Here is a 13,084-nt window from a genome sequence, read left to right on the forward strand (position 1 = left end):
CGGCCGTAAACCTTTTCGGCTCTCCAAAACGCATCAAGAATGCGAAAAGTAATTTGTGAAATTCGCGTTATTCGTGGCGAACAACCCTGATCTTCACCGATTTTGACGTCGGGCAATTGCTCCGGTCGGCGACGCTGCCGATCGGAACCAACGGATTCGCCTCCGGAAAATACGTCGCGCAGCAATCTTTCGGGATATCGTACGGGACAATGACGAACGTTTCAGCGCGGCGTTCGACGCCGTCAAAAAAACTCGTCAGGTCGACGACGTCGCCGGCTTTCAAACCGCGCGCGGCGATGTCCGAAGAGTTCATAAAGATCACGCGACGCGACCCGCGAATTCCCCGATAACGGTCGTTTTCTTCATAGACGGTCGTGTTGAACTGGTCGTGCGCGCGAATCGTCGTCATCAACAACTCACCGTCGGCGAGTTTGATCTCTTCCAAATGGCTGGAAGAAAATCGCGCCAGCCCCGATGCCGTCGGAAAGACGCGTTCACGCGGCGGATTCGGCATATAAAAGCCGCCGTCGACGCGAATTCGCTGATTGTAGTTCTCGCAGCCCGGAACGACGCGCGAAATCGAATCGCGGATCAGATCGTAATCGCTGACGAACCGTTCCCAGTCGAAAGTCATTCGATTCTTCAACACCGCCTGCGCGAGTTTGGCGACGATCCAGACCTCGCTCCGCAGATGCGCCGACGCGGGTTCGAGGATCCCTTTCGACATCTGAACGTTGAGCATCGTGCTCTCGGTCGAGACGAACTGCTCCTTGCCGCCGGTCATATCGATCTCGGTGCGCCCGAGACAGGGCAGGATCAGCGAACGCTTGCCGGTAACGAGCGCCGTGCGATTCAGCTTGGTGATCACCTGCACGTTCAAATTGCAGTTTCGAAGCGCGTCCGCGGTAAAGTCGGTGTCGGGCGACGCCGATAGGAAATTGCCGCCGAGCGCGAAGAAGACCTTCGCCGCGCCGGAATGCATCGCACGGATGGCTTCGACGGTGTCGAAACCGTCGCGCTTCGGCGCCTTGAAGTGAAACTCCTTCTCCAGGTTTTTGCGAAATGTCGGGTTCATCGATTCCCAAATTCCCATCGAACGGTCGCCCTGAACGTTGGAATGCCCGCGCACCGGACACAGGCCGGCACCCTGACGGCCGATCTGTCCGCGAAGAAAATGAAGGTTCGCGATCTCCTGGACCGCGGCGACCGCCTGTTTGTGCTGCGTCACTCCCATTGCCCAGCAGGTCACGACCCGTTCGGCGTCGAGGAAAGCCTCGGCCGTCGCCTCGATCTGCGCGATCGAAAGACCCGATTGCGCGACGATCGTTTCCCAATCGACGCTCTCGATCCCGGCGACGAAATCCTGGAAACCCTCGGTCTTGGAGTTGATGAAATCGTAATCGAGGAGCGGCGCCGGACTTCGTTTCTCGCGTTCGAGAATGATCTTGATGACGCCTTTCAAAAAAGCAAGATCGCCGCCGATGCGGATCGGCAAATGAACGTCGGCAAGCGCCGTCGCGCGCCCCTTGAGCATCGTCATCGGGAACTGCCGGACGTCGGCGTACTGTTCAGGATTCGGATTCAGGAAACTCATAAATCCGGCTTCCCTGAGCGGATTGACGGCGATGATCCGCGCGCCGTTCTGTTTCGCCTTCTGCAGCGAACTCATCATTCGCGGCGCGTTCGTGCCCGGATTCTGGCCGATGATCAGGATCAGGTCGGTATTCTCGAGGTCTTCAAGGCGAACCGTCGCCTTTCCGAGTCCGATCGATTCGGCGAGCGCGACCGACGTCGATTCGTGGCACATATTCGAGCAATCAGGAAGATTGTTGGTCCCGAAGCATCGAACGAACAGTTGATAAAGAAACGCCGCCTCGTTCGACGTGCGTCCTGACGTGTAGAAGACCGCCTCGTCAGGTTTGCCCAACGCGTTCAATTCGTCGGAAACGACCGCCAGCGCCTCTTCCCAGGAGATCGGTTTGTAATGCGACGCGCCGGCGTCGAGAATCATCGGTTCGGTAATTCGTCCCTGCGCGTTGAGCCACTGGTCCGGCATTCCGGCGAGATCTTCCACCGAGTATTTTGCAAAAAACTCGGGTGTGACGCGTTTCGTCGTTGCCTCGTCGGCGATCGCCTTCGCGCCGTTCTCGCAGAATTCCGCGTGCGTCCGTTCGCCTTCGGGATCGGCCCACGCGCAGGAGTTGCAGTCGATGCCGCCCTTCTGGTTGAGCGCCCGAAGCAGCTTCGACCCGCGGATCAGGCCGGTTTGCCTGAGGACGACACGCGTCGCGTTGACGACCGCCGAAATTCCCGCTGCTGTCTTTTTCGCCTCGCCGACCTTGAGCCGCGCGATGCTTTGCTTGTTTGATTTCTTCATCAGATTTCCAAGCGTTGGGGATTTGAATAAACGTTAAACCGTCCGTCGCGCACGAATCCGGCAAGCGTGATCCCGAATTCGGTCGCAGCTTCGACCGCGAGGCTCGACGGAGCGCCGACGGCGCAAACCAGAGGGACTCCCGCGGCGGCGGCCTTTTGGATCAATTCGAACGAAGCGCGTCCGCTCAGGAAAAGAACGTTTTCAACGAGCGGGAGCTTTTCGACGAGAAACGCCGCGCCGATCAGTTTGTCGACCGCATTGTGCCGTCCAACGTCTTCTTTGAGATCGATCAGTTTCCCGCCTTTATCAAATAGCGCGGCGGCGTGCAATCCGCCGGTTTCGCCGAAGACGTGTTGCGCGATCCGGAGGCGGGACGGAAGAGCATTGATCATTTCTGCCGGAACCTTGAATCCATTGTCCGCGATCCGCGCGATTCCGGCGGTGGCCAAGGCCTCAAGCGACGCTTTTCCACAGACACCGCAACTTGAAGTCGTGTAGAAGTTGCGCTCAAGCTTTTTTAGATCAAGTCCTTCGAACGATCCGAGTTCGACCTTGATCGTATTCCGGTTGTTGGGGAATTTGCCGCAATACCTGACAGCGACGACACTTGCACGGTTGCGAACGATGCCCTCGGTAAAAAGGAATCCGACGGCGAGTTCGGTGTCGGCACCCGGCGTCCGCATCGTGATCGAGACGGCCCGATGTTCCTTACCGCAACCGATCCGAATCTCGAGCGGTTCCTCGACGGCGAGCGTGTCGGCGGCGGACTCGAACGTCTCGCGACCTTCAAATCGGCTGATCTCAACTATCTTTCGATCAATATTTCGGCCGCTTGCCGCTTCAGACATGAATCAGATTATAACAAAGACGGGGCGATTTGGGATTTCGGATTTGGATTTGCGATTTGCGATTTGCGATTTGCGATTGGGGATTTGGGATTTGCAGTATTTGCGATTTCAAAATTCCATGGATTCCAGATTCAACGCACGATTCGAAAATCCCAAAGCTCCAAAAACCCAAAACCCAAAATCCAAAATCTAAAATCGGGAGCTATGAAAACCTACTCTCGGCACGGTTTCTGACACAGATGGACACAGATAGTTCGGATGCAAGTGGATGCTTCAGCCTCAGCGTTTCCCGAGATCCTTTCTATCTCTGTTGATTGAAACAAATCCGCTCCATCCCGCGAATCTGTGTTCTGGAGGAAACGCGATCAGTTTCCTTCATGTCGGTTTTTCAAAGCTCCCGAATCTGGAATCTCTGGAATCCTTGGAATCGCAAATCGCAAATCGCAAATCGCAAATATCGCAAATCCCAAATCCGAAGCTTTGAAAAACCTACTCTACGGCGGATTCGGCGCCGTTTCTGACACAGATGGACACAGATAGATCGGATGCAAGAGAATGCTTCAGCCTCAGCGTTTCCCGAGATCCTTTCCATCTCTCTTGATTGAAACAAATCCGCTCCATCCCGCGAATCTGTGTTCTGGAGGAAACGCGATCAGTTTCCTTCATGTCGGTTTTTCAAAGCTCCCGAATCTGGAATCTCTGGAATCCTTGAAATCGCAAATCGCAAATCGCAAATCCCAAGTCCCAAATCGTTCTGGGTCATCAATCGCGGACCACAATTTCCCACGCCGATTCCGTTTTCAGAAGCTTGCTCATCAATGACGCATGAACGGCGTGGCCGGACTTTTCTGCAGTTATCTTCCCGAGAACCGGCATTCCCAGCAAAGCGACGTCTCCGATTATGTCGAGGATCTTGTGACGCACGAACTCGTCGGAAAATCTCAGCGGCGATTCGTTGAGCATTCCGTCGGGCGTCAGCACGATCGCGTTGTCGAGGGATCCGCCCAGCGCCAGGTTCGCGCGGCGCATCATTTCGATCTCGTTGGTAAATCCGAATGTCCGCGCCGAGGCGATCTCGCGACCGAACGAGCCGTTGTTCAGCTCAAAATGAAGCGTCTGGCGATTGATGAACGGATGATTGAAGTCGATGACGCAGTCGATCTCGAACTTGTCCGACGGTTCGATCGACATCCGCCGGTCTTCGTTGGCAAACTCGACCCGTTCGAGCACACGGAAAAAATGCCGGCGCGCGTCCTGTTCGACGGTTCCGGCGCGCTCGAGAAGTTCGATGAAACCTTCGCTTGATCCGTCAAGGATCGGGATCTCGATGTTGTCGAGATAAATGAAGCAGTTGTCGATGCCCGTGCCGCGAAGCGCGGACAACAAATGCTCGCAGGTCGAAAGCAGAACGCCGTTGCGGACAAGCGTCGTCGCATAGCTGCAGTGCGAGATGTATTCGACCGAGGCCGGGATCTCAAAATTGTCGAGATCGGTCCGGACGAAAACGTAACCCGTGTTCTCGGGCGCCGGACCAAGCGCCAGGTTGACCTCGACGCCCGTATGCAGCCCGATTCCCGAAACTGAAACTCTATCTCGAAACGTCGTTTGATTCATTTCGGTTCTTTCGTAATCAACTCATGTGCCACATTCGGATCGGCTCCGAACGGCGCAAAATCCACGGGTCGTTGGCGATGCGAAAGCAACGATGTCGCGCGACCGCAACAACAGTGTGGCGCAATTTACTAATCGGTCTTTAACATTTACAATTTAAGGAAAGTTATGGCACTTGAAACCGCCGGGCAGAAGCCCGCGAAGGCGAATAAACTCAAAATCGAAAATCAGGCAAGTTTTGACTTGCCGAAAGGCACCAACGAACAGATCTACAAGATTCTCGACTATCTCCCGATGGAGCATCAGCGCGGACTTGAAAAGATCAAACTCGTTGATTTCATCAACGATCCGCGTCTTGCGAAGATGGACGTTCCGGTCAAGGGCGACCTGCCCGGACTCTATCATCCGAAAATGGGAACGCAGAACGCGTATCTCGAGGCTTCAATGGGCGCGCTGCTCCAACCGACCGAGGGTTTTGCCAAGAAATGGATGGCGAAACAGTCGTTCAAGAGCAATCTCGCCGGGCTGATCTTTTCGCTCATCGGTCAACACTACTATCTGACGCTGCGGCATTCGGTCAAGAAACAGAATCTCGAACCGCAGATCCGTCAGTATGCCGAAAAGAACCTCCGCGAATGGGGTGAGAAGCAGAACGCGAATTCATTTCGCGCGAAGCTCTTCAAGCCTCTTCGGCCGTATATCGAGCGTTGGGCGAAATGGCTGAATAAAAAGGCAGTTGCGGCGCAGAAAAAATAGGGACATTTGCGATTTTCGATTTTCGATTTGCGATTGGACCCCGGTCGGTCGAATGAGAAAGTCCGGTTTTTAGGAGTTTTCCGACATTGGAGCAGACTTTGAAGATCGAAAATCGAAAATCGAAAATCAAAAATGAATCACTGGCTTGTCAAACAGGAGCCCGAGGCTTATTCGTTCGACGATCTCGTCAAAGACGGCAAGACCGACTGGACGGGCGTCCGCAACTATCAGGCGCGCAACAACTTGCGGGCGATGAAATGCGGCGACAAGGTCCTGTTTTACCATTCCATTTCAGAGAAAGCGGTCGTCGGGATCACGACCGTAACACGCGAGGAATATCCGGACCCGACCGATGCCAACTGGATCTGCGTCGAATTGACACCGCTTGAGAAGTTCGCGAAACCGGTAGGGCTCGCGGCGATCAAGACCGAAAAGAAACTCGAGAACATCGCCTTGATCAAACAGTCGAGGCTCTCGGTGATGCCGTTGACGAGAGTTGAATTTGAGACGATCGTGAGAATGGCGAAGTGACAATCAATTTTCAATTTTCAATCTTCAATTAATTGTTTCTGTCCCGCGCTTTTGCACAGAAAGAATCTGCTGAGTGAACTTTATGCTGAAAGACGCAGTTGCCTACTATCATCAACTCCTGGAAGATCCGGAACTTGCCGCGGCTTCGCGCCGCGAACTTGACGAAGGCCTCGAAAACGCGCGGCTCATATTCGGCGGCCGGCGTCTGGCGCCGTATTTGCGACCGCATTTCGTCACGAAGGACGACTGGGGACGCGTGAAATCGATCTGCGAAACCGTTTGGTCGGCGCTTCAGAAGGTCAAGGATGCCGCGGTACTCGATGAATCGCTGCTTGATGAACTGGGCGTCACGGCGATCGAAAAGGAGCTCGTCGCCATCGATCCGAAGTACAAACTTGTTTCACCGACGGCGCGGCTCGATTCATTTTTGACGGGAAACGCCTATTCCTTTGTCGAACTGAACGGCGAAAGCCCGGCCGGGATCGCATACTCGGATTCGGCGTCCGAGATCTTCCTGAACCTTTCCGTGATGAAGAAATTCACCGAGCGCTTTGAAGTTGAACGGCTCGAGGGGAGCTCGAAATTGCTCGATGTTCTGCTCCGCGCGCACGAGGAGTTTCTCGGACACAAATCGGAGCAATCGCCGGTGATCGCGATCGTCGATCTCAAAGGGCTTCCGACGCAGAAGGAGTTCGAACTGTTTCGCGATTACTTCGAACAGCACGGGTGCAGCGCTCTGATCTGCTCGCCCGACGAACTGGAGTTTGACGGAAAATACCTTTATGTCGACGGCGTCAAGATCGATATCGTTTACAAGCGTTTGCTGGTCAACGAGTATTTGCCGATCATGGGCGAATTTCCGGCGCTGCTCGACGCGTATCGTGCCGGCGCGGTCTGTATGGTCAACAATTTTCAGTGCAAGATCATCCATAAGAAGGCGGTCTTTGCCGTCCTGACCAACGAGCGTTACGCGCATCTCTTTTCGGCTGAAGAACTTGCGGCGATTCACGCGCACGTGCCGTGGACACGGCGATTTCGGGACGAGACGACGATCTATGCCGGCGGCGAGATCGATCTGATCGAATTCGTGCGCGCGAACAAGTCGAAACTCGTGCTCAAGCCGAACGACGACTACGGCGGACACGGCATTTACATCGGTTGGGTTTCGGACGAGAAGGAATGGGACGAGGCGATCGATAGCGCGTTGGCCAATGGTGATTACCTTGTACAGGAACGCGTCGAGACGTCAAAGGAGTTGTTCCCGATGCTCTTCGGCGAGGAGTTTGCGATGATCGAACAGTTGGTCGATCTCGATCCGTTGCTCTTCTTCGGCAAGGTCGGATCGGCGTTTACGAGACTCTCGACGTCCGAACTCGCAAACGTCTCAAGCGGCGGCGGGATGGTACCGACGTTTATTATCGAGGAGCGAAGATGAGGTTTTTTGTCGTTTCACTCGGATTTCTGGTTTTGTCGACAACGGCGCTTGCGGGCGACGATCTGTTTTTTCTCAAAGCAACACCGGCGGCAAGTTCGGATCCTTCGTCGATCGCGTCGATAAGAGAAAGCGAGATAGGTTTTCGGCATCTCTCTTTTGAAGGTGCCGAGACGATCGAGTTCACGCTTTTCGACGGAAGCCGATACGTCGCCCGGCGGCGCGGAACCGATCTCCGCGGCGTCGGCGACTTCACCTGGCGCGGAACGCTCGACGACGGATCGGGCGGCGATGCGGTTCTGACGGTTCGAAACGGTTTTGTCTCGGGACTTATCTTTACGCGCGACCGGGTTTACGAGATCATACCGCGCGGCACGAAGCATTTGCTCGTTGATTTGCGGCAGGATCGGTTTCCCGAATGCGGCGGTGCGCTCGACGGAGGGATTGCACGACCTGACGGACTGACTCCGAATCTCGCGACGGTTGATTCCGGTGACCGGATCGACGTTTTGGTTGTTTACACGACCGCCACGAAGAATTTTCTCGGAGGCGACGCACAGGCGCGAACGCTCGCGCAGCAGGCCGTCGATGCCGCGAACACTTCCTATCTCAACAGCAAGATCAACCTCAGGCTCCGGATGGTCCATTCTGAAGAGTATCTCTACACCGAGACGACAAGCGGGAGCACGGATCTCAGCAATTTGCGAAACAACGCGGGGATCCAGGCGCTGCGCGACACGCACAAGGCGGATCTCGTGGCGATGATCGGCGAAATTCAGGGCGCCTGCGGCGTCGGCTATCTGATGGGAAGCAATCAGGCGTCCGGAAATCCGAACAATGGATTTACCGTGACGGCGCGGAGTTGCGCGGTCGGCAACCTGAGTTTTGCGCACGAACTGGGGCATAATATGGGAAGCGCGCACAACCCCGAGAACGGATCGGGAGCGACCTACCCATTCGGATTCGGCCATTGGGTGAACGGTTCGTATCGGACGGTGATGTCGTATGTCGATCCGTGCACCAGCGGCTGTACGCGACGTCCTTATTTTTCCAATCCGGCGGTATTTTTCAACGGCTTCGCGACCGGAATCGAAAATGCGCGCGACAATGCGCGTTCGATCAACCTGACCGCCGACGCGATCGCCAACTATCGCTACAGCGGCAAAAACATTCGTCTTTTGAACTTCACCGGCGGTGAGACGCTCCCGCGGGGCATTTCGCGGCTCCTGACGTGGGATTCCGACGGTATTTCCGGAGACGTCAGGATCGAGCTTTCTCGCGATGAAAGTTCGTCCTGGCAGGTTTTGGTCCCCGTCACGCCCAACGACGGCAGCGAGACTGTCGCCGTCCGCGGGCAGGTCACGAGGCGCGCCCGGCTACGCGTCGTCAGCGTCGGCGATGCTGCGATAAGCGATTCGAGTTCGAGTAACGTTTCGATCCGCTAACCATTCTGACAATGAAAATTCAAACCGGAAAACACAGACTCCAGCATTTGTCCGAAGAATTCGCAGCTCTCGAGCGCAAGCTAAAACTCGGCGGCGGACCGGAGAAGATCGCCAAAATCCACGCGCAGGGAAAGCTCACGGCCCGCGAGCGCATCGATCTGCTTTTCGATCAGGGCGCGTATCAGCAGGAGATCGGGTTACTTGTCGCGTACGATCAGTACAAAGGCCAGGCGCCGGCGGCGGCGGTCGTGACCTCGATCGGAAAGATCAAGGGCAGGGAAGCGGTCGTCGTCGCCAACGACGCGACGATCAAGGCCGGAGCGTGGTACCCCGAAACGATCAAAAAGATCCTTCGCGCGCAAGAGATCGCGATGCGAAACCGCGTTCCGATCATCTATCTCGTCGACTCGGCGGGAGTCAATCTTCCGTACCAAGGCGGCGTTTTCCCGGGACAATACGGCGCGGCGCGTATATTTTTCTATAATTCGCTGATGCGCCGATACCTGAAAGTTCCCCAGATCTCGGCCGTGATGGGGATGTGCGTCGCCGGCGGCGCATATTTGCCGGCGCTCTCGGATGTCATTTTGATGGTCGAAGGCACTTCGTTTATGGGGCTCGGCGGCGCCAATCTCGTCAAGGGCGCGACCGGCCAGACGATCGACAACGAAACCCTCGGCGGCGCGATGACCCACAATTCGATCTCGGGTGTCGCGCATTTTCGGACCAAGACCGAAGCCGAGTGCATCGAAAAGATCCGCCAACTCGTTTCCGAACTTCCGGCGAAGGAACGGTCGCGCGTTTCGATAGCCGAACCACGCCCGGCCAAAAACGCCCCTGAAAGGCTCTTCGAGATTCTTCCCGAAGATCATCGGGCGCCATACGATATGCGCGAATGTCTAGGCACGATCCTTGATGGCGGGGAACTCGACGAGTTTCAGGCCGACTATGCGAAGGAGATGATCTGCGGCACCGGGCGGATCAACGGGATTCTCGTCGGCGTCATCGCGAATTCGCGCGGAATGGTCCGCGGCGCGGCCGGAAAACCGCCCAAGTTCGGCGGCATCGTCTATACGGAATCGGCCGAAAAGACCGCGTATTTCATCGAGAACTGCAATCGGCATTCGACGCCTTTGCTCTTCGTTCAGGATGTTTCCGGTTTTATGGTCGGCGCCGAAGCCGAACATTCGGGCATTATCCGCGCCGGCGCACATTTTGTCGAGGCGATGGCCTGCGCCTCAGTTCCGAAGCTCGTACTGACGATCAACCACGCGTCCGGCGCCGGATATTACGCGATGGCCGGCCAAGGTTTCGATCCGGACTTCATCTTTTCGCTCCCGTCCGGCCGGATGGGCGTGATGGAAGGCGATTCGGCGGTTCAGGCGATCTTCGGGACTCAGCTTGAGAAGCTCAAGAAGTCGGGAGCGGAACCGGACGATGCGATGCGAGTTGAAATGGAAAAGGTCCGCGAAACTTACGAGACCGAACTCGACGCCAAACACGCGGCATCGCGCGGACTGCTCGACGCGATCGTGACTCCGGAGTTCCTTCGCCCGGCGCTGACACTTGCGCTCGAGACGTGCCTGAATACGAGCAAGCCTCATATCGGCCCGTTTTACCTCGAGATCTGATGATTGCGTGAAGATGTCGTAGAGTCCCCGGAGCGTCGGTTCCTTGGCAAGGATGTCGTTGAACATTCCCTTGACGACGACCGGTTCGCCCTTCGCCAGCCCTTCGCGGATCCCGCGTCCTTTTTCCATCGCGGCGACGGTCAACGGGAACGCGACCGACAACGGACTCCCTTGGGCGCCGGCGTTTTCTTTCGACATAACTTCTTCCTCTTCTGTGTTGGATTCAGGGACCGCGCGGGATGCGCGTTTTTCGGCAAGCCCACACATTTGGGATTGCGGATTGTGGATTTTGGATTTGCTCAACCCGTAGGAGTTACGCGTTCACGCGTGACGTCCCGATAAGTGATCGAACACATGTCGCTTCCTGCGAACGTTTTGATCACGGCCAATCCAAAATCCAAAATCCAAAATCCAAAATCCAAAATCGCAATGTCCTTCTCGAAGGCCTTCAGTACCGAGTCCGAAAGGAACTTGAATTTGATCTCGGATTCTTCGCTTTTGTGCTCTTTATGCAAAATGCTCATCGGGATTCGACTCCGATGAGCATTCTAAAATTGCTTCCGCACTAATTGTTTTGAGGACGGCGGGATCTACCAGAAATTCCGAAAAACATCATCGTCTTCCTCATAAACTGATCCATCACTGAAAACAACTTTCCTAATCATTGCAAATACGACAATGAACTTAGTGTCGGATTCCTTGTCGACTGCGAGCAACTCACGCACGCCTTGAGGCATAGTCGTCGCCGGCTTGTATCTCGCCTCACTATAAATAGCGTTTGGCGGTATTATGTCGATTTTTTCGCCAACCCCGATGTCGTATTCAGCCGGGCCTCGGCCAACTTCTTTCCATCGGTCAACATTGGTTCGGATCTTGAAGACAACCACGAACCGTCGCACTGTTTTAGCTGAATTATTTCGTAACTTCCAATCAAGAAACGGCCAGCGTCCCGAAGGTTCAAGAAGCACATCGACAGCCTCAAACTGCAGCGGTGATCGATTCTGGATTACAGCGAGGCTCGTGCAATACGGCTTTGGCAATCTGTAAAGCGAATCGTCTTGTGACGGCGTCTGACCAACTACCGAATTTACCCACAAAGTTAACAGAAAAAGTGGCAAAACGAATCTGCTGACGTTCTTCATATTCATTGTATTCTCCCGTGATGTTTTTCAATTCTTCCTAAAAGTCTTAGCCGGATCAATGTTTTTCAGCGTTATTCGAACATCCTGAACCGCCTTCTTTGGCGTCAACACTTTGTTCGTTCGAGAATCGTATTGATCCACGTAGGAAGCCTGTGCTCTAAGCGTCAGCGTTCCGATCGTTCCTTGACCGATTCCGTCCCGGCCCATAGAAAGTTGCACATAGACTGTCATACGGCGCCCGTCACTTGAAATAGTGCGTTCGGTAACCTCTTTCTCCGTAACGATGTTCGGGATTCCGCGGGATACCGTCGCTTTGTCATCATTCTCAAACGAGCTCGATCTAAATTGCCCTGTTCGAGAATCTGCGCATCTGCAACAAGAAATACCTGAGCGCCCGATTCGAAATTAGGCAACCCTTCCTCAATTGCCATTACATTCATTTCTTTTGGTCCATCAATTCCGTCATCTTTGCCGCAACCTTCGATTTGATGTCGATGATACTCGCAGGCGAATGCCTTCTTGTTGGTGTGTCACGCCAGATGCGTAGCTTTTCATAATTGGTCTCATCGCTCCAAATCTCACCGTCAGCGAAAACCACCTTTGTTACCATAAATACTTTGAAATTTGGAAAACGGCACAAGTTGGTCTTGGAGTCGCCGTCAGGCATGTCGCTGAAGGGTCGGATTTTGACTGCCGTCAAATCGTCGCTCGGGATCGCTTCACCCGGATAGATCTCTGCGCCTGGTCTGACCGTGATCGGAGAAGTTGTTTCGTTGTCCCCGAACCATTCAAAGTCCATAACAACTACTTGGACTAAACCGTGCTCAGAAACGTTGTTTAACGTGTAAATGGATGATATTCCGCCATCCTGAGGAACCAGCGACTTTCCATTCGTTAGTTGGGCCGGACTTGAAGGGTTCGAGATCAATAACAGCGAATAACATTCTTCCGGTGCTTCAAATGCAACATCTGACTGACCAGAACTCACGAATGCAAACGATGCGATTACCAGACACATTCCAAAAAGTACTCTCATATTCTTCTCCGCAATTCTCAGAAATTAAACTTCTTCTCAGGTTTAGGCTGCCGAACGCCAGGAATTGCATTCTGTTTGACCGTGAACAATAATGTCACAGTCTCCTTGAGGTTCCTTGGCACATTAAGTGCCCCATTTGGCCCGAAAATCCGATTGCTCTGGCCGTAGACGGTTATCACAAAGGGGTTGTTCTTCTTGAAATCCGGCGCAAGCAGTTCAACCGCGAACGTCAGAGTCGCGGACTTTCCATCCCCGCCGATATCAAACACCTGATTTCT

The 13,084-nt window shown here is 54.5% G+C and carries 12 protein-coding genes; 5 read left to right on the forward strand and 7 right to left on the reverse strand.

Going from position 1 to position 13,084, the window contains the following annotated elements:
* Positions 1–67: 67 nt before the first annotated feature.
* From IPN69_09660 to IPN69_09670, 3 genes are all read right to left on the reverse strand, one after another.
* The gene (locus IPN69_09660) at positions 68–2,377 is read right to left on the reverse strand and encodes an FdhF/YdeP family oxidoreductase (protein ID MBK8810982.1); all 2,310 of its coding nucleotides are present in this window, start codon (positions 2,375–2,377) and stop codon (positions 68–70) included.
* Positions 2,377–3,225, reverse strand: coding sequence for a formate dehydrogenase accessory sulfurtransferase FdhD (fdhD, locus tag IPN69_09665; GenBank protein MBK8810983.1), 849 nt, complete (start codon positions 3,223–3,225; stop codon positions 2,377–2,379). The genes IPN69_09660 and fdhD overlap by 1 nt, the downstream gene beginning before the upstream one ends.
* A 762-nt stretch (positions 3,226–3,987) precedes the next feature.
* Positions 3,988–4,839 carry a UDP-3-O-acyl-N-acetylglucosamine deacetylase gene (locus tag IPN69_09670; GenBank protein ID MBK8810984.1) on the reverse strand — a complete coding sequence of 284 codons (852 nt, stop codon included), beginning with the start codon at positions 4,837–4,839 and terminating at the stop codon, positions 3,988–3,990.
* Positions 4,840–5,004: 165 nt separating this feature from the next.
* Here IPN69_09670 and IPN69_09675 point away from each other — a divergent pair, with 165 nt between their 5' ends.
* From IPN69_09675 to IPN69_09695, 5 genes are all read left to right on the forward strand, one after another.
* Positions 5,005–5,592 (forward strand): hypothetical protein, encoded by a 588-nt coding sequence (locus tag IPN69_09675; protein MBK8810985.1) that lies wholly within the window; start codon positions 5,005–5,007, stop codon positions 5,590–5,592.
* A 132-nt stretch (positions 5,593–5,724) separates the two neighbouring features.
* Positions 5,725–6,123 (forward strand): EVE domain-containing protein, encoded by a 399-nt coding sequence (locus IPN69_09680; GenBank protein ID MBK8810986.1) that lies wholly within the window; start codon positions 5,725–5,727, stop codon positions 6,121–6,123.
* 82 nt (positions 6,124–6,205) lie between these two features.
* Positions 6,206–7,558, forward strand: coding sequence for a hypothetical protein (locus IPN69_09685; GenBank protein ID MBK8810987.1), 1,353 nt, complete (start codon positions 6,206–6,208; stop codon positions 7,556–7,558).
* Positions 7,555–9,000, forward strand: a complete 1,446-nt coding sequence (locus tag IPN69_09690; GenBank protein ID MBK8810988.1) for a hypothetical protein — start codon at positions 7,555–7,557, stop codon at positions 8,998–9,000. Before IPN69_09685 ends, IPN69_09690 begins: the two co-directional genes overlap by 4 nt.
* Positions 9,001–9,011: 11 nt before the next feature.
* Positions 9,012–10,628 carry an acyl-CoA carboxylase subunit beta gene (locus IPN69_09695; protein ID MBK8810989.1) on the forward strand — a complete coding sequence of 539 codons (1,617 nt, stop codon included), beginning with the start codon at positions 9,012–9,014 and terminating at the stop codon, positions 10,626–10,628.
* A 590-nt stretch (positions 10,629–11,218) separates the two neighbouring features.
* Here the strand turns inward: IPN69_09695 and IPN69_09700 are convergent.
* The 4 genes from IPN69_09700 to IPN69_09715 form a co-directional block, all read right to left on the reverse strand.
* Entirely contained in the window at positions 11,219–11,596 is a 378-nt protein-coding gene (locus tag IPN69_09700; GenBank protein ID MBK8810990.1) for a hypothetical protein, read from the reverse strand.
* 10 nt (positions 11,597–11,606) lie between these two features.
* Positions 11,607–11,801, reverse strand: a complete 195-nt coding sequence (locus IPN69_09705) for a hypothetical protein (GenBank protein MBK8810991.1) — start codon at positions 11,799–11,801, stop codon at positions 11,607–11,609.
* A gap of 405 nt (positions 11,802–12,206) precedes the next feature.
* Positions 12,207–12,806 carry a hypothetical protein gene (locus IPN69_09710; protein MBK8810992.1) on the reverse strand — a complete coding sequence of 200 codons (600 nt, stop codon included), beginning with the start codon at positions 12,804–12,806 and terminating at the stop codon, positions 12,207–12,209.
* Positions 12,807–12,823: 17 nt separating this feature from the next.
* Positions 12,824–13,075: a hypothetical protein gene (locus IPN69_09715; protein MBK8810993.1), complete on the reverse strand. Its 252-nt coding sequence runs from the start codon at positions 13,073–13,075 to the stop codon at positions 12,824–12,826.
* Positions 13,076–13,084: the final 9 nt, after the last annotated feature.

This window comes from Acidobacteriota bacterium (assembly GCA_016715115.1).
Lineage (GTDB): Bacteria > Acidobacteriota > Blastocatellia > Pyrinomonadales > Pyrinomonadaceae > JAFDVJ01.